The sequence below is a fragment of the Clostridium aquiflavi genome, from assembly GCF_031344075.1.
GTDB lineage: Bacteria > Bacillota > Clostridia > Clostridiales > Clostridiaceae > Clostridium > Clostridium aquiflavi.
Genome location: NZ_JAVJAN010000012.1, coordinates 1 through 17,062 on the forward strand (window position 1 = coordinate 1; position 17,062 = coordinate 17,062).

Consider the following 17,062-nt stretch of genomic DNA (forward strand, 5'->3'; position numbering starts at 1 on the left):
GTCTCAATTTTATATTGGGAGCAAGCTAAAATGGGACTATACTCATTTTTAGTATTCCTAAGTTTAATTACTCAGTCCACTTTACTTATGCATATATCAACACAATATTAAAACCTAAATATTTTTATAAAACTTTCTTTTCTATAAATGGATTAACATGAACCATACAGTGTTTTACATCTTTATTTTCTTCAATTATGTTATGAACATTCATAGCAATCTTATGTCCTTCCTCAACTGAAATATCTGATTCTACAGAAATTTCAACATCTACATAAATTTTACTAGCATGAAGTCTAGTTTTTAAATTATCTATATTTTTAACTCCATCAATTGAATGTATTGCTGCATTCATTTTTTTTATTGCATCATCACCAACAGATGTATCCATTAACTGATTTATACTTTGTTTTAAAATATCATAACTTACTTTTATTATTATAATACTTATTACTAGTGCTATTGCAGGGTCTAACATAGGAAATCCCATTCTAGCACCAATTATTCCTATCAAAGCTCCAATTGAAGAAAATGAATCACTTCTATGGTGCCAAGCATCTGCTTTTAATGATGTACTATTTATCTTTTTTGCATATTTTAATGTATACCAGTACATTGCTTCTTTTGATATAATAGATATTACTGCAGCAAATATAGCTAAACTTCCCGGAATTAAATAATTACCATATACTAAATTTTTTATTCCTGAAAATCCAATTCCTAATGAAACTAACAAAAGCATAATTCCTAAAAAAACAGAAGTTAAGCTTTCAAATTTTTCATGACCATAAGGATGTTCTTTGTCAGCTTTTTTACTTGACAATTTTAAACCTATTATAACGCCTATAGTACTAAATACATCAGACAAAGAATGAACACCATCAGCAATCATTGCCTTACTAGACGCAATAATTCCAATTCCTATCTTTATAATAGATAATAAAACATTTCCTATTATAGTCACTATGCTTACCCTGTATCCAATCTTTAAACGTTCATTACTATTTAATTCTTTCATTTAAATATCCTCCACTTATTTTCAATTGAAAATAAAATAAATGTCTTATTTATTCGAATTAATATATAGTACGCTAAAGTTTAAGTAAATGTTAACTATTTAAACAAATAATTTTAGAAAATATTTATCAATTGATAATCAATGCCATGATGATAGTTACTTGAAAATTTGTTTAAAACGCTTATGAAACACTTTTTACAAATAAAATTTATAAACTAAAATGCGCTAAATGTAATATAGAAATTAAAGAGACAAAAAAAACAGCAATAATTAATAGTATTATATATAATAATATCATTAATTATTGCTGCATTTTATTCTCAAGTACGCTTATTTTCTAAACGCATTTTTTTTATTCTTCTAAAATTAGTGATTTGGCGAGTTATAGTTGACACAAAAATCACACCTAATGCTAACATTCCTGCACTAGCTAAAGTACTCATCCCCACTTCTAGTGACCCCATAATATTGCCAGTTATTGTTTCGTACATTGTATAATACATTCCTGCACCTGGAACCAATGGGATTAACGCACAAATAACTATTGTTGTAACTGGTGTTTTTAATATTCTCGCACAAATTTCAGAATAAATACTAAAAACAACTGATGAGATAAACAATGATAAAACATTACTTACATTTAATTTTAAAAATAAAGAATAAACAAACCAACTTAAACCGCCACCAATTGCGGCAAAAACTAATTTCTTACCTTTTATATTAAACATAATCCCAAAGCCAAATGAAGCTACAAATGAAACTAAGGTTTCTTTAATCATTTACATTCCTCCCAATGCATTTATAAAGATACTTAAAATACCTCCTGTACCAACAGCTATTGAAACAGCTACTAAAAATGCTTCAAGAGCTTTTGTCATACCAGATACTAAATCTCCTGCAATTGTATCTCTAATAGCATTAGTGATAGTTAAACCTGGTACAAGTAACATTATAGCACCAATAATTATTTTATCTAAATTAGATCCTATATTAAGTTTAATAAATATTATCGCTAAAAATGCACATATTGCACCACATAATGAATTTATAAAAAATTCATTAATATTTAACTTTTGACAAGTATTAATTACTATTTTTATTATTAATCCAACTAAAGTGGCTACTATGAAATCTTTACTATTTCCTCCAAAAAGCACAGCAAATGAGCCTGCAGAAATAGCTGACCAAAAAAAAGTATAAAGATTAGAATACCTATCTCCTTTGGATATTTCTATAAGTTGTTTATTAAAATCATCAATGCTTAAAGATTCAATTTGTGTTTTTCTTGCAAGATCATTGATTTTATCTATCTTATTTAAATCTACCCCTCTAGATGTAACTCTTTTAAGTAATGAGGCAACTTCATTTTCATGTGAAATAGATACCATAATTCCTGTCGGTATAACAAAGCTATCTGCTTGCTCTGCCCCAAAAGAAGTGCAAATCTTACAAACAGTTTCTTCAACTCTATAAGTTTCTGCTCCACTTTCTAGCATTATTTTTCCTGCAAATGTAGATACTTGAAGTAATTTATTTAAATCCATTTTTATACCCTCATGTAAAAATTATTATACATTTTATTATGCCCATTTTAATCTAATAAATGATATATATTTTTAGTACAAACTAACTGATGAGAGTATTATATCACAAAGCATTTTCTTATTATATAAGTAATTATTTAAATTATAATAGTTTTATTTATACACATCTAAAATTATCCAAATTTAAATATATATCGTTTTTATTATTAGTATATTAAAAATGCATGCATTTTTTTCTTACTTGACATTAATTTTTCAAGTGTTATTATAAAAATATCAAATTCCATATTTTATTAAAAATACATTAAAAAGGGGGTTATATGAAATATGATGACATTAGAGAAATTTGAACAAGCATATGAGACAGTACAAAAAGTAATATTACAAACAAAACTAGTTTATAGTGATTATTATTCTGATCGTACTGGAAATAAAGTATACTTGAAACCTGAAAATTTACAAAAAACTGGGGCATATAAAATTAGAGGTGCTTATTATAAAATTAGCACTCTTACCGATGAAGAAAGAAATAAAGGCTTAATAACAGCATCTGCTGGTAATCACGCTCAGGGGGTTGCATATGCTGCTCAATTATATAATGTAAAATCTATAATTGTTATGCCTACTACTACCCCACTTATAAAAGTAAATCGTACAAAAGCATATGGTGCTGAAGTAATATTATATGGTGATGTTTATGATGAAGCTTGTAATTATGCTTTAGAACTTGCAAAAGAAAAAAGCTATACATTTATTCATCCTTTTGACGATTTAGATGTTGCAACTGGTCAAGGTTCTATCGCTATGGAAATATTTAAAGAATTACCTACTGTTGATATAATTTTAGTTCCAATTGGCGGTGGCGGACTCGCAACTGGTGTTTCTACATTAGCTAAACTTCTTAATCCTAATATTAAGGTTATAGGAGTTGAACCTTATGGGGCTAATTGCATGGAAACTTCACTAAAAGCTGGACATGTTGTAACCCTTCCAAAAGTTGATACTATCGCAGATGGTACTGCTGTAAAAACTCCCGGATCTGATATTTTCCCATATATACAAGAAAATATTGATCAAATTATTACTATTAAAGATCCGGAATTAATAGTTGCATTCTTAGACATGTTAGAAAATCATAAAATGCTAGCAGAAAATTCTGGTTTATTAACTGTTGCTGCCTTAAAACACTTAAATATAAAAGGTAAAAAGATTGTATCAATTATAAGTGGTGGAAACATGGATGTAATAACTTTTGCCTCATTAGTGCAACATGGTTTAATAGAAAGAGAACGTATATGTACTTTATCTGTTTTGCTTCCTGATAAACCTGGTGAATTAACAAATGTATCTAAAGTAATTGCTGAAGCTCAAGGAAATATAATAAGACTTGATCATAATCAATTTGTTAGTATTAATAGAAATAGTGCTGTTGAGCTTGAAATAACTATGGAAACTTTTGGTCCTGAACATAAAGATTCAATAATAAAAGCATTAAAAGATAAAGGATATGATCCTAATGTTTTAAAGCCTAAGAATATTTATCAATAAATATTTTTTAATTTAAGTTAATACTTTTATTAAATATCAATTAAATTAAGGCATAAGTTAATTTTTATTATAAAATACTTACTTGTGCCTTAAATTTTAAAAAGCTTATTCAATTATATGTACTTTTTCTATAGTAGAATATAGTACTGGGACTAATTAAAAATATAATAAATCAAGTTAGAAAATCTAATTCCTTTTTATATAATCTTTAAGTTTATCCTCTGCTAAAAAACTTATTTCTTGATGACAATGATTCAATTCATTTAACTCTCCTGTTTTTATAAAAAGTATCTCTTCTGCAATTTCAGAACACTTGCATAAAAAATCATCATAATTATTAGAACCTAAATTTTCTAATTTATCATTTATTGGCTTTGGAATATGTAATTCACTTGTGTCTTCAAATCCATATAGCTCATAAGCTTCTAATTTATCAACTAAATCCATAACAATTGCTGTTATTTCACTTATTTCAAATATATCTATTTTCATAATATTCTCCTAATTAATTTTAATATAATAAGACATCTAAATTATACCTTGAGTTTTAAATCTCTAATATATAATTCCTTTTAAATATAGCATTAACATTATTTATTACTAGTATGTTCAAACATTATTTTAACATATTTTTATATTCATAAAGTAATTCTTTGATTTAAAGTAGAAATTTCTTTAAACCCAATGGTAACAAAATTATTATAATTTACTATTTTTCAAATAATTACATTCATTTTTATATATTTTGTAAAAATTTATAGTGAACTTGTTGAAGTGAACAATGAACAATGGTAATCTTATATTGTTCATAAATTGAACGTAATGAGAATTTAATAATTATTTATAAATGAGAGGATGAAATCAAATGGAAGATATGAGTTATTGGAAAGAAGTTTGGGAAAGAAAAGGAAGAGATACTACAAGAAAATTAGAAGTATTAGATGGCTATGAAAGTACTACTGCAAATGTAGCAAAAATAGCAAAAAATATTATTAAAGAATTAGATATTAAAGAAACTGACACTGTTTTAGAAGTTGCATGTGGTGCTGGTGGCCTAGCACAATATATTAATTGTAAATCATATGTTGGAGTTGATTATTCAACTTCCCTTGTAAAAAAACATATTGAATTACTTAATAATTCTGTATTGCATGGGGAAGCAAGTAACCTAATTTTTAAAAATAATACATTTGATAAAGTTTTTTGCTTTGGTGCATTTCATTACTTTCCAAATCAAGACTATGCACAAAAAGCAATTGATGAAATGAAAAGAATTGCTAAAAAAGCTATATTTATAGGGGACTTGCCTATAACTTCGCATAGAGAACAACACTTACTATACAATAAAGATAATTTTAAAGATTGGAAAATCACTGATGGATATTATAATCCTTGCAGATTTAATGTTTCATTAAAATTAGACTAACTTAAACAAAATAAAGTTAGATTATCTTAAAATTCAGCTTTGCTTTAGCAAAATTTTATATAATCTAGCTTTATAGTTAATTAATCATTTATTTTATATATGTTGAAATGTATCTAGCATTTTTGTCTGTTATAATATCTCCCATTCTTGTATATATTCCTGAAAACTTATCATTTGTTATATAAGCTCCTAAAATAGGAAATTGGTATTTATTTTCCTTAGTAATAACAGAATGTAAATCTATCTTAACTGGTTTTATATTCACTCTATCTTGAAATATCACATCATCATTTTGATTATATGTACACTCATAATCTAAGTTTATTCCATCCCCTTCTCGTGACAAATATGGTTTAATTAAATAATCACATGAAAGCTGTTTATCTTTTTCTAAAGACGTATATGGAATATATTTTACTATAAAATCTTCTTCCTCTTTTGATATAATTCCTTTATTAATAATTTCATGTAAAACTGCAAAAAATGCTTTTGATTGAACTATAAGAGTATGACCTGAATTAATTAAATAAACTTCATCACTTAAGGGTTCTATTAATTTTTTCATTTCTTCATCATAATAAAACCAATCTAATGGATAATATCTATATATAGCATGAATTTCTGCTCCATAAAGATATATCTTATGATTTTTAACATCTAAATCATATATGTTTCCAAATATAATATTATAGTTATCTAATTCTTTTAAAATTTCACATATTATATTTGTTGTATATATATCTTCATAATACCACGAAGTTACAACTGCAATATTTTTAACTTCTTTTAGTTGTTTTATTTCCTCTATAATATAAATTAATGTATTTTTTACATCACTCCTTAAATTCTCATTTGGATTAATATATTTCAAATTAAATCTTCTTTGCATTATTGAATTTATGCCTATAGATTCTACAATTCCTGCTGGTGTTTCTGAATTAAATTCTAATATCTTTAAATCCCCATAGTTATCTAATGCAAAATCAATTCTACCTAATGCACAAAGAGTAGATGTATAAGATTGAGATACCATTTTATACAGCTCTTCAGGTATACCCAAAATCGGTCCAAAAAGTTTAATATTTTTTTGAATATATGGATATATTTTTTTTAATATTTCACAAAAATTACTACTTGTTATTTTTATTTCATCATATAACTCATTTTTCAATATCATTATATCTAAAGAAACATACTCATTAATATTAGAATATGCTCCAGTAAAATTATACTTAAATAAAAGTTTCTCATTTAGTTCTTCATATATTTTAGCTCTACTTTTTTCACTAGTAAAACTATTTTTTTCTATTTTTAGTGGATAATCGTTTGTTCCCAAAGGTGACATCCATGTATAATTATCATCTGTTAAGAATTCTTTACTCCATCTAACAAGAAATCCTTCAACCTTTTTATCCATTATATAAACACCAAAATTTCCATATGCTAATATGGGTATATTCGTATTTTTAAAATCTGGAGCATACGTATATTCTTGTCTTATATTAATTAACTTTTGGACTATATGAATCTTATCTTTTTTTAAAATATTATTTATTTCTTCTGTCCATGCATTATCTTCATAAGACTTGCCGATATAAACTTCTTGACTATACCTTCCAAGAGAAGACTTTACTACATAACTATCTTTATTATCTATAGTGTTTATTAAATTTTTAGATTTCAGTATTTCTGTATATGGTATACTTTTTCTTATTATATTTTTGTCATCTTCACAAATAAGATTAGAATTATTTTTAATTAAATCCCATAAGTAAGCAAAAAATCCTTTTGCCTGAATTGCAATTATTCTAGGATCATTTATTATCAAAACTTTACCTTCATTAAATGAATCTAATATATCTTCTATATTATTGATTTCACAAAAAAATTCTGTTGGAAACAATCTTAAAATAATTTGTAATTTTATTTTAGAGTATCCATATACATATCCGTCTTTAACACTCAAATTATTATTTCCAACTTGTACTATATTTATATTTGTATTCTTTAAAATCTCCTTAAAATAATAACTATGATGCAATTCTTCATAATGACAAGGATCAATTAAAAATCCTATATTAACTTTTTCATTTCCATCACAATATACATCACTTATTTTAAGTAATGTATTAACTAACTTTTTAATAAACCCTTCATTTAAGTTTCCATTAAAATTACATCTCTCCGCTAAATGAATCTCTTTTTGTCCACAAGGCTTATCATAATTAAATTCTGCAAAATAAACATGGTTATTAATATCTATAAATGTGTCATATCTACTCCAATACATGGGAGATATAGGACACTTTAAATTAAATATCTTATCCCTTAAAGGAAAATCATCAAAATACTCTAAAAGTTTTTTATGCTTTCCATTTATATTTTCTAATATATCTAATGCCATATGATTAATTTTCTCACTGTAAAAAATCATATCTTCACATATATTCTTATCAATAAAAAATGGTATTTGTGAATGAACATATTCCTCTCCTAAAGAACTAACCATATAATTATTAAATAAAATATCCTCAGTATACTTTAATTGATTTTTCATATTTTTTACCATCCTATTTTTTAGCTTGAAGAACTTCCACCTTTTACACCAGAATATCCTGAAGATTTAGATGTAGATGACTTAGTCACACTACTTTTTTTACTGTTAGATGATTCTCCACTACGAAAAGAATGCCAAGCATGTGAATTATGAGTTGATGTAGTTGTTCCATTTTCCTCTTCATCATCTTCATCCTTTTGATTTACATTATTACATCCTAATAGTATATTAGGGGCTGTAACCATAAATGTAGAAGCTATTGCTATTGATAAAGCTCGTTTTTTATTTTTCTTAAAACTGTCCATTATTTTTCCATCCTTACTATCTTTACATTGATTTCATTCTTAAAATAGTCTATGTAATTCATTAAATCCTCTTTTATATTGTCTTTTGTAAAAACTACTATCCTATTATATCCTAATCTTTTTAAAATGTTAGAGTTTGGAAGATCTTCCTCACCAACTGCATATTGATTATTTAACTTATCATATATTTTTTTCACATCTAACTCTTCATTATATCTATCATATGGAATAAGCATAATATATTTTTTACTTTTTACCTCGTTTAATTTTATACCAGTATTTATAAGCTTACTTATATTGTTTCTACTTCCTACAATTCCAAATGGATGAAATAACAAATTAATATTTAATATAGGCTTTATTAAATAATTATTATTTAATTCTAAAGATAAATCTAAAATTTCATCCAAAGGTAAATCAATAATAATAAAGCATTCTTCGTTATATTCATCTAGTATTTTTCTTACTACTTCTTTTTTAGTCTCACTTTTATAATCGTCCAAAACAAAATCTTCATAAGTTTGTAGAGAAACAAATGGCGTACTTCTAAAAAAACACCTGAATTCTCCTAAATTACTTCTCCAAATTCTATAGATATTTCTTAAATCAACTTCTTTTAAATTCATATTTTTACCTTTCATAAGTTACTGAATATATCCCATCAAGAGATATATAATGCTTATGTCCATCTTCATTTATAAATACGAAATTATTTGCTCCGCACTCATCTTCACATACTTGTCCATTAAAACTAATATCAGGTCTTGACCTTTTCCACGAATCAACATCAAAATAAAAATTTATTTCTACAGCACATGCTAAAAATCCATAGTCCAACTTATAAAGTATTGCAAAATTATTTTTAGTAGAAAATAGTTGCCTATAATTTTTATTTTCTATTATTGTATCAACCGCTATAAGTTCATTATATAAATTAGTTACTTCTCCTTCTAGAACTTCTATTGGTTTATCTTTATACCATTCATTAAGTGTTTTATATATATAAATCTCCACATTTTCCTCCAAAATATAATATTATATGCAATATTATACCTTATCTGTTAAAAAAAAATATAGAATACATTAAATATATCCTATATTTTTAAATTATATATATTTTTTACATCATATATTCCTCTAATATCTTAGCAAACTTATTCATGTCTTCTGGATATACCTCACCAATATTAGCTACTCTAAATGTATTTTTTGATGCTATTTTTCCTGGATAAATTGTAAAACCCCTTTCATATAAATAATCATGAAGTTCTTTAAAATCGTATTTCTCTATCCGAGGTTCAATAATTGATGTTAATAGCATAGAGGAATTTTCATCATCTATTAAACGTTTTAAATTTAGTTTATCTAGGCAATCCCAAAGTATTTTACAACACTCTTTATATCGTAAATTTCTCTTTTCGATGCTTTCTTCTTTTATTTCTATTATAGCTTGCTTCAATGCATAAAGTACTTGTACAGGTGGTGTAAATCTCATTTGAAAATTATCTTTAAAGTTCTCATATTGCTTATATAAATTTAGATATAAGTTTCGTATTTTTTTATTTTTAATACTATCCAATGATTTTAGATTAGCAATTACAAAACTTATTCCGGCCATCCCCTGTATACATTTATTAGAACTAGATGCTAAATACTTTATATTCATTTCTTTCATATTAATAGGTATTCCTGCAAATGAACTCATTGCATCAACTATCATTTCTATGTTATATTTTTTACAAATTGATCCTATTTCTTTTATATCATTTAATAATCCAGTAGTAGTTTCATGATGCACTACTGCTAAATGAGTTATTTTCTTTTTGCTATATTTAATTACCTCTTCTAGCCTAATAAAGTCTATAGTATTTATAGGCGAACTACAAAATCCTATATAATTTAAATTATATACTTGTGCAATTTCACACATTCTTTTTCCATAAGCACCATTGTTAATTATTAAAATAATGTCTTCATCACTCATAACAGAACTTATTATAGATTCAACTGCTGCTGTACCTGATCCTCCAAATAATATTGTAGAATATTCAGAATTAGATCCAACTATGTTAGTTAATTCATTTGATATATATTCCATAACACTTCCGAATTCTTTTTCCCGTGGACATATATCTGGTACAACTTGCGCTAATTTAACAGTATCAGTTGTTGTAGCTGGACCTGGATTAAGCAATATATTTCTTTTAATTGTCATCTTACTAATTCACCTCTAAATTCTTCATAAAACCTTCTTTATTTTCAATTGGTATTTGGGTTGGTCTACCAAGATTTTTTCTCGCACCCTTTTTTACCTTAATTTCTAATAATGTAGGACCCTTACTATTTTTTAATTTTTCTAAGCATATTATTAAATCTTCTTTTTTACTACAACTATATGCTTCACTATATCTTGCACCCTTTGCTAAAGCTAATATATCTATATCTAGCGCTACTGTTTCTTGACCTCCTACAGAGTCATGTGCACCATTGTTCATTACTATATGTTTGAAATTTTCTACATTTTCATGACCTATTGTTGTTATTCCACCTAGATGCATTAATAAAGCTCCATCTCCGTCTAAGCAATAAACATTTAAATTTTTCTTATTTAATGCTATTCCTAATGCTATTTGAGAAGCATGTCCCATGGAACCAACTGTTAAAAAATCTCTATCATGTTTTTCCTTTCTTTTTTCTCTTAATTCAAAAAGTTCTCTTGATAACATTCCCGTTGTAGATACTATTATGGACTTTTCATTAATATGTGATAGAATAACTTCCAATGCTTCTTCCCTAGTCATTTCAAAGTCATACAATTTATTATTTTTAAGTTTATATTCATTAAAAGTTCCTTTTTTTATCACTAGTGCATAAGGTTCTTTTTCTTTTTTCATATAATCATTAACATCTCTTAAAAAACTCTTCATTTCATCTTTACTTGTATCATCACTTAAAATTTTATATTTTATATTTAAAGTTTCTAATAATTTAGTAGTTATTAATCCTTGTTTTTTATGTTGTGGTTCATCCTTCTTACCAGGTTCCCCTCTCCATCCTATTACTAATAACATAGGAATACTATAAACTAATTTATCACTTAAAGATGTAATTGGATTAATTGTATTACCAAGTCCTGAATTTTGCATGTAAACAAGTCCTATTTTTCCTGTTGCTAAATGGTAGCCTGAAACTAATCCAACTGCATTCCCTTCATTAGCTGCTATAATATTGTTTTTACTGATTGTATTATCATTAACATATGCACAAAAAGATTTTAATAATGAATCTGGCACCCCTGTAAAAAATTTTATATCATTATCTATTAACTCTTTATAAAATTCTGACACATCTAACATCCTTATTTCCCTCCAGGTATTAAAGTTAGTATTTCTTTTATTGCCATACAATTTTCTGAAGCTTCTTTAGAACGTTCATTTTCTAAAATACTTTTTGCTGTACTCATCATAGCTGGATAAGCACTTCTTATTAAATGATTTGCATATATAACAACATTAACTCCTAAATGTGATAATTCTTCTTCTGTAATAAAATTATATGAAGTTGGAACTACTATAAGTGGAACCTTATTTTCAAAATCACTATACTGTTTACAAAATTCTATTATTTCTTTTCCATCACTTTCTTTACTATGAATCATTATTCCATCAGCACCGGATTGTATATAAGCTTTTGCTCTAAATAAAGCATCACCAAGTCCAGCTTTAGTAATTAAACTTTCAATTCTAGCTATAATCATAAAATCATTTGTTACTCTTGCATTTCTTCCTGCTCTAATTTTGCTGCAAAAATTTTCTACAGTATCTTGCTTTTGCTCTACGTCCGTTCCAAACAAAGAATTTTTTTTAAGTCCAATTTTATCTTCTATTATAATGGCTGATACCCCTAATCTTTCTAATGTTTTAACTGTATAAACAAAATGCTCTACTTTTCCACCAGTATCTCCATCAAGTATTATAGGTTTTGTAGTTACTTCTAAAATATCATTAATTGTATTTAGTCTTGATGTCAAATCAACAACTTCTATATCAGGTTTTCCCTTTGATGTTGAATCACAAAGTGAACTTACCCACATACCATCAAATTCTTTTATCTTTCCTTCCTTTTCTACTTTTGTTTTCTCAACTATTAAACCAGTAAGTCCATTATGTGCTTCAAGTATTCTAACTATCTTTTTTGAATACATTAACTCTTTGAGTTTTTTCATTCTCATTTGAGGGGTTGTCCCTATTCCACTTAACTTTTCTTCTAATTTAGTAATTGATATTCCCTCAGTGTACTTTATTTCTACTAACTTTCCATCCCATTCCTTAATGACATCTATAATTCTTTTTCTAAATTTATTTTGAAATCCACTTTTCCAATCGTCACCATGCAAAATATAATCGGGTTTTAATATCTTAATATTTGCTACTTGATCTAATGTGTCTTGAGGAATTACCTTTGAAACACCTTTTATATTTTCAATCACCATTTTTCTTTCTTCATAACTCATTATTGGTTTTCTCCAATATCCTGCAATAACATCATCAGTATGAAGTCCTATTATTACTTTTCCTAAATTTCTTCCTTCATTAATTATATTTAAATGACCATGATGTATTATATCTCCACTCATTGCTATATAAACTGTTTTCATAAACTCATCCCTTCTATTCTTCACCATTAACATACAATCTAGGAATTATATATTCCTTAACTCTTTTTAAATGTTCTTTATTATCAATTTCTGACCATATTAAATTTTCAATTTTTAAATACCCAATCTTTCTCATCTTTGCAACATCAAATAATATATATTCATAGTCACATTTCTGCATTTTGGATTTATTAAATTGCTTTATCATTTCCCTATATAAATTTAATGATATTTTAGATATCCCAACTAATTCTCCATATATATTTTTTATTTCTTCTTTAATTTTAGAAATTTTATATAAGTTATTATTTTTAATCTCAATGTAGCATTCATCGCCACTATTAGTTAAATTGCTAATAATTACACAATCATCAGAAGCATATTCAATTGCATCTTTTAATGCTTTAATTTCATAAATAAGATCACCCTCTAATAATAAAAAATCATCAACAATTAAATTTTTTAATGTAGCCAATGAAGCCATACTACCAGTAGTTATATATTTATCATTTCTTTTGACATATAAATCTACCTCTTTTTCACATAACTTATCATAAAAATTTCCTAAATGTCCTGTAACTAAATATATTTTCTTTATTCCTGCTTGCCTTAATTTAGATATTGATCTTTCAATTAATGTTTTTTCATTTATGCATATAAAGCCTTTGGGTATTTCATCATTTGTTATTTCATATAATCTTTTTCCCATTCCTGCAACTAAAATAACCGCAGTATTTATTTTTCCCATAACACTCCCCCTTTTGTTCATTTATTGAACAAAATTATATTATCATTATTCACTGTTCAATACAATATGTTCATGTAAATTTTTTACTTTTATACAAAATAAAAAGTCATATAGAGTTTAAAAATATATTTCATATCTTTAAACTCTATATGACTTAAAGTTTTATATTTTTAAAGTCACATATAATCTTTTGTATTTATTTTTAAACCTTTTTTCTTTAAATTTGCTTCTACTATTTCTTTTATAATAGAATATACTACTGCAAATAAAGGTACACCTATAATCATTCCTATTAATCCCAAGAATTTTCCTGCAAATAATATTGAGAATAATATCCAAAAAGCAGATATTCCTATTGAATCTCCCAATATTTTAGGTCCAATAATATTTCCGTCAATTTGTTGAATTATTAATATTATTACTAAGAACCATAATGCTTTTACTGGAGATACAAATAAAATTATTATAAATGATGGAACAGCTCCTATAAATGGTCCAAAGAATGGAATAATATTAGTTATACCCACTATTACTGATATTAATATAGCATATGGCATACTAAATATAGTTAATATTATAAAAGTTAATACTCCTATAATAAAAGAATCTAATATTTTTCCCATTAAAAACTTTCCAAATGTATCATTACTTCTGTGAGTTATTTCTATAATTTTTTCTGCAGCCTTTCTGTAAAAAACAGCATATGTTACTTTTTTACTCATTGCACAGAATTTTTCTTTATCAATTAGTAAATATATTGATATTATTACGCCTAGAACAATATTCCAAATACTAGATGCTATTTTAGTAACAAAGCTTCCTAAAACAGGTAATAAATTAGTTGCAATCTTTATTATGTAATTAATAAATTCATTAAAATTATTATTTATTAAAGGAAGATATTCTTCTGAAATATTTAAATCTAGCATTAATTCATTAATAAATTTTGTTGATTCATTAATAAATTTAGGAACATCATTCACTAATCCTATTATACTTTGTATCAATTGTGGCAATACAAAGTGTATAAAAAGAGCAATCAATAACATAGCTGTTATATATGTAATAAATAAACTTAATCCTCTCTTTCCTTTAAAACTAAGAGATTTTAATTTATTATATTCACTTATTTTTCTTTCATAAAATTTTAATATAAAATTTAATATATACGCCATTGAAAATCCTATTATAAATGGTTGTAATATAACTATTATTCCACTTATTTTTCCTAATAATGATCCAAATTCAGATATAGATAAGTAAAATATAATAATTGCACTTACAACTATAAAAGAATATATTGATATTGTGTTATATTTTTCATTCCAATTAATTTTCATTTTTCCCTCTCTTTTGTAGTAGTTATTTAAATAATACTACTATGTAATCATTATAGATTTTTTACATATAGCTTTCAACAAAATTCTCATTAACTTAATTATAATTATGAACTATATACAAAATATAATACAAAATTCAAGATATAAATTAATAACTTAAATTGATCTATACAATTATCTTTAGTAATTCATCTAAATCTTTAACTATATAAGTTGCACCTGCTTCTTTTAATTCATCATAATTTCCATATCCATATAGTACCCCAATACTATCAATGTTAAATTCTTTTGCTCCAATAATATCGTGTTCTCTATCCCCTATCATAACAACATTCGATAAATCAGTGATATTATTTTCTGATAAAACGTATTCTATGACTTCACTCTTTTTAGAACGAGTTTCATCCATATTACTACCACCAATAAAAGTAAAGTATTTTGATAAACCAAAATGGTCAAGTATTTTTTCTGCAAAAAACTTAGGTTTTGATGTTGCAACCATAAGAGTTTTTCCTCTGTCTTTTAATGATTTTAGAAATTTCTCCATTCCTTCATATACATCATTTTCAAAAAGACCCACACTTGCAAATCTTTCTCTAAACTTCTCTATAGCCTCTACTGTTTTTTCTTCATTAAATCCATAATACAAATTAAAAGTATCTTTTAATGGTGGACCTATAAATTTAGTTAGTGTATTTATATCTTCAACATTAATTCCAAAATGTTTTAATGAATATTGTATTGATTTTGTTATTCCAATCATAGGGTCAGTTATTGTTCCATCTAAGTCCATAAAAATATAATCATATTCTTTATTCAAAGTCATCCCTCCAAATTAATATTCTTTCTAGAATATTATATTAAAATTTTAATAATAGTACAAAATAAAACTAGAATTATTTATATTTTTTTTGTTATTATAATATATAGACAATTTTTTACTATATAAAGATAGGAGAGGTTTTTTATGATTGATCTATGCACTTTAGGGACAATAGGTGGAATGCCTATGGTTGATAAATTTTTATCTTCTACTTTGATAAACATAAATGGTAGAAAAATTTTAATTGATTGTGGTGAAGGTACACAAGTTGCCATGAGAAAAATAGGTTGGGGGTTTAAATCTTTAGATTTAATTTGTATAACTCACTCTCACGGCGATCATACAATAGGATTACCTGGATTACTTTCTACAATAGGTAATTGTGGTAGAAGTGAAAAAATTACAATAGTTGGACCAAAAGGAATTAAAGAAATTGTTAATGGTTTAAATGTTATAAACCCATATCTTCCTTACGAACTAGAAATTATTGAATTAGAAAATAATGAGTTAAAATTTTTAATAAATACAAATGGTACTTCTTTATGTGAAAATGATGATAAGTGTAATCTTATATTATCTTCATTAGAAGTTGAACATTCTGCTAAATGCCTAAGTTATAATTTTTATATCAAAAGATTCCCTAGATTTTCTGTAGATAAAGCTATTAAAAATAATGTACCTAAAACTTTATGGAACAAACTACAAAGTCAAGAAACTATAAATTATAATAATAGGATATATACCCCTGATTTAGTTCTTGATAATGAGCGTAAAGGCATTAAAATATCATATGTAACTGATACAAGACCAACTAATGCTATTCCTGATTTTATCAAATATAGTGACTTGTTTATTTGTGAAGGTACTTATGGTAGCGATGAAGATATAGAAAAAGCTATAAAAAATAAACATATGACATTTAGAGAAAGTGCAACCTTAGCTCAAAATGGAGAATGTAAAGAATTAATTTTAACTCATTTTAGTCCTGCATTATCTAATCCTGAAAGTTATATCTATAATGCAAAAGAGGTTTTTGAAAATTCCAATGTTGCTCATGATGGTTTAATTAAAAACCTAAAGTTTATAGATTGAAAAA

Annotated in this window: 17 protein-coding genes; 3 read left to right on the forward strand and 14 right to left on the reverse strand. The window is 25.6% G+C overall.

What is annotated here, in order from left to right; translation table 11 throughout:
• Window positions 1-124: 124 nt before the first annotated feature.
• From RGC78_RS05660 to RGC78_RS05670, 3 genes are all read right to left on the reverse strand, one after another.
• On the reverse strand, window positions 125-1,018 hold the full coding sequence (locus tag RGC78_RS05660; RefSeq protein WP_252212447.1) for a cation diffusion facilitator family transporter: 894 nt from the start codon (window positions 1,016-1,018) through the stop codon (window positions 125-127).
• Window positions 1,019-1,338: 320 nt separating this feature from the next.
• Window positions 1,339-1,797 (reverse strand): threonine/serine exporter family protein, encoded by a 459-nt coding sequence (locus RGC78_RS05665; RefSeq protein WP_252212448.1) that lies wholly within the window; start codon window positions 1,795-1,797, stop codon window positions 1,339-1,341.
• Window positions 1,798-2,562, reverse strand: a complete 765-nt coding sequence (locus RGC78_RS05670; protein ID WP_252212449.1) for a threonine/serine exporter family protein — start codon at window positions 2,560-2,562, stop codon at window positions 1,798-1,800.
• Between the two features lie 327 nt (window positions 2,563-2,889).
• Between RGC78_RS05670 and ilvA the strand changes: the two genes are divergently transcribed.
• Entirely contained in the window at window positions 2,890-4,110 is a 1,221-nt protein-coding gene (ilvA, locus tag RGC78_RS05675) for a threonine ammonia-lyase (protein ID WP_252212450.1), read from the forward strand.
• A 186-nt stretch (window positions 4,111-4,296) separates the two neighbouring features.
• On the opposite strand, the gene RGC78_RS05680 is transcribed toward ilvA, so the two are convergent.
• A complete protein-coding gene (locus RGC78_RS05680; protein WP_309556206.1) occupies window positions 4,297-4,602 on the reverse strand; it encodes a hypothetical protein in 306 nt (101 codons plus the stop codon).
• A gap of 373 nt (window positions 4,603-4,975) precedes the next feature.
• Here RGC78_RS05680 and RGC78_RS05685 point away from each other — a divergent pair, with 373 nt between their 5' ends.
• Entirely contained in the window at window positions 4,976-5,536 is a 561-nt protein-coding gene (locus tag RGC78_RS05685) for a class I SAM-dependent methyltransferase (protein ID WP_252212452.1), read from the forward strand.
• Between the two features lie 88 nt (window positions 5,537-5,624).
• On the opposite strand, the gene RGC78_RS05690 is transcribed toward RGC78_RS05685, so the two are convergent.
• The 10 genes from RGC78_RS05690 to RGC78_RS05735 form a co-directional block, all read right to left on the reverse strand.
• Window positions 5,625-8,093: a glutathionylspermidine synthase family protein gene (locus RGC78_RS05690; RefSeq protein ID WP_309556207.1), complete on the reverse strand. Its 2,469-nt coding sequence runs from the start codon at window positions 8,091-8,093 to the stop codon at window positions 5,625-5,627.
• Window positions 8,094-8,113: 20 nt separating this feature from the next.
• On the reverse strand, window positions 8,114-8,398 hold the full coding sequence (locus tag RGC78_RS05695) for a hypothetical protein (RefSeq protein ID WP_252212454.1): 285 nt from the start codon (window positions 8,396-8,398) through the stop codon (window positions 8,114-8,116).
• Window positions 8,398-9,024, reverse strand: a complete 627-nt coding sequence (locus tag RGC78_RS05700) for a normocyte-binding protein (protein ID WP_309556208.1) — start codon at window positions 9,022-9,024, stop codon at window positions 8,398-8,400. The genes RGC78_RS05695 and RGC78_RS05700 overlap by 1 nt, the downstream gene beginning before the upstream one ends.
• Window positions 9,025-9,028: 4 nt before the next feature.
• Entirely contained in the window at window positions 9,029-9,412 is a 384-nt protein-coding gene (locus RGC78_RS05705; protein WP_252212456.1) for a hypothetical protein, read from the reverse strand.
• 106 nt (window positions 9,413-9,518) lie between these two features.
• The gene (locus RGC78_RS05710; RefSeq protein ID WP_252212457.1) at window positions 9,519-10,613 is read right to left on the reverse strand and encodes a 2-aminoethylphosphonate aminotransferase; all 1,095 of its coding nucleotides are present in this window, start codon (window positions 10,611-10,613) and stop codon (window positions 9,519-9,521) included.
• 4 nt (window positions 10,614-10,617) lie between these two features.
• A complete protein-coding gene (gene aepY / locus RGC78_RS05715; RefSeq protein WP_252212458.1) occupies window positions 10,618-11,754 on the reverse strand; it encodes a phosphonopyruvate decarboxylase in 1,137 nt (378 codons plus the stop codon).
• A gap of 2 nt (window positions 11,755-11,756) precedes the next feature.
• Window positions 11,757-13,055, reverse strand: coding sequence for a phosphoenolpyruvate mutase (gene aepX, locus RGC78_RS05720; RefSeq protein WP_252212459.1), 1,299 nt, complete (start codon window positions 13,053-13,055; stop codon window positions 11,757-11,759).
• Window positions 13,056-13,068: 13 nt separating this feature from the next.
• A complete protein-coding gene (locus RGC78_RS05725) occupies window positions 13,069-13,803 on the reverse strand; it encodes a phosphocholine cytidylyltransferase family protein (RefSeq protein ID WP_252212460.1) in 735 nt (244 codons plus the stop codon).
• A gap of 176 nt (window positions 13,804-13,979) precedes the next feature.
• On the reverse strand, window positions 13,980-15,143 hold the full coding sequence (locus RGC78_RS05730) for an AI-2E family transporter (RefSeq protein WP_252212461.1): 1,164 nt from the start codon (window positions 15,141-15,143) through the stop codon (window positions 13,980-13,982).
• 166 nt (window positions 15,144-15,309) lie between these two features.
• Window positions 15,310-15,963 (reverse strand): HAD family hydrolase, encoded by a 654-nt coding sequence (locus tag RGC78_RS05735; protein ID WP_252212462.1) that lies wholly within the window; start codon window positions 15,961-15,963, stop codon window positions 15,310-15,312.
• Window positions 15,964-16,110: 147 nt separating this feature from the next.
• On the opposite strand from RGC78_RS05735, the gene RGC78_RS05740 reads away from it, so the two are divergent.
• Window positions 16,111-17,058, forward strand: coding sequence for a ribonuclease Z (locus tag RGC78_RS05740; protein ID WP_252212463.1), 948 nt, complete (start codon window positions 16,111-16,113; stop codon window positions 17,056-17,058).
• Window positions 17,059-17,062 lie beyond the last annotated feature (4 nt).

What these genes read in the sequence shown, in the direction of transcription:
- RGC78_RS05660 (WP_252212447.1), bottom strand. Translation starts at nt 1,018, where the DNA reads ATGAAAGAATTAAATAGTAATGAACGTTTAAAGATTGGATACAGGGTA.
- RGC78_RS05665 (WP_252212448.1), bottom strand. Translation starts at nt 1,797, where the DNA reads ATGATTAAAGAAACCTTAGTTTCATTTGTAGCTTCATTTGGCTTTGGG.
- RGC78_RS05670 (WP_252212449.1), bottom strand. Translation starts at nt 2,562, where the DNA reads ATGGATTTAAATAAATTACTTCAAGTATCTACATTTGCAGGAAAAATA.
- ilvA (WP_252212450.1), top strand. Translation starts at nt 2,890, where the DNA reads ATGATGACATTAGAGAAATTTGAACAAGCATATGAGACAGTACAAAAA.
- RGC78_RS05680 (WP_309556206.1), bottom strand. Translation starts at nt 4,602, where the DNA reads ATGAAAATAGATATATTTGAAATAAGTGAAATAACAGCAATTGTTATG.
- RGC78_RS05685 (WP_252212452.1), top strand. Translation starts at nt 4,976, where the DNA reads ATGGAAGATATGAGTTATTGGAAAGAAGTTTGGGAAAGAAAAGGAAGA.
- RGC78_RS05690 (WP_309556207.1), bottom strand. Translation starts at nt 8,093, where the DNA reads ATGAAAAATCAATTAAAGTATACTGAGGATATTTTATTTAATAATTAT.
- RGC78_RS05695 (WP_252212454.1), bottom strand. Translation starts at nt 8,398, where the DNA reads ATGGACAGTTTTAAGAAAAATAAAAAACGAGCTTTATCAATAGCAATA.
- RGC78_RS05700 (WP_309556208.1), bottom strand. Translation starts at nt 9,024, where the DNA reads ATGAATTTAAAAGAAGTTGATTTAAGAAATATCTATAGAATTTGGAGA.
- RGC78_RS05710 (WP_252212457.1), bottom strand. Translation starts at nt 10,613, where the DNA reads ATGACAATTAAAAGAAATATATTGCTTAATCCAGGTCCAGCTACAACA.
- aepY (WP_252212458.1), bottom strand. Translation starts at nt 11,754, where the DNA reads ATGTTAGATGTGTCAGAATTTTATAAAGAGTTAATAGATAATGATATA.
- aepX (WP_252212459.1), bottom strand. Translation starts at nt 13,055, where the DNA reads ATGAAAACAGTTTATATAGCAATGAGTGGAGATATAATACATCATGGT.
- RGC78_RS05725 (WP_252212460.1), bottom strand. Translation starts at nt 13,803, where the DNA reads ATGGGAAAAATAAATACTGCGGTTATTTTAGTTGCAGGAATGGGAAAA.
- RGC78_RS05730 (WP_252212461.1), bottom strand. Translation starts at nt 15,143, where the DNA reads ATGAAAATTAATTGGAATGAAAAATATAACACAATATCAATATATTCT.
- RGC78_RS05740 (WP_252212463.1), top strand. Translation starts at nt 16,111, where the DNA reads ATGATTGATCTATGCACTTTAGGGACAATAGGTGGAATGCCTATGGTT.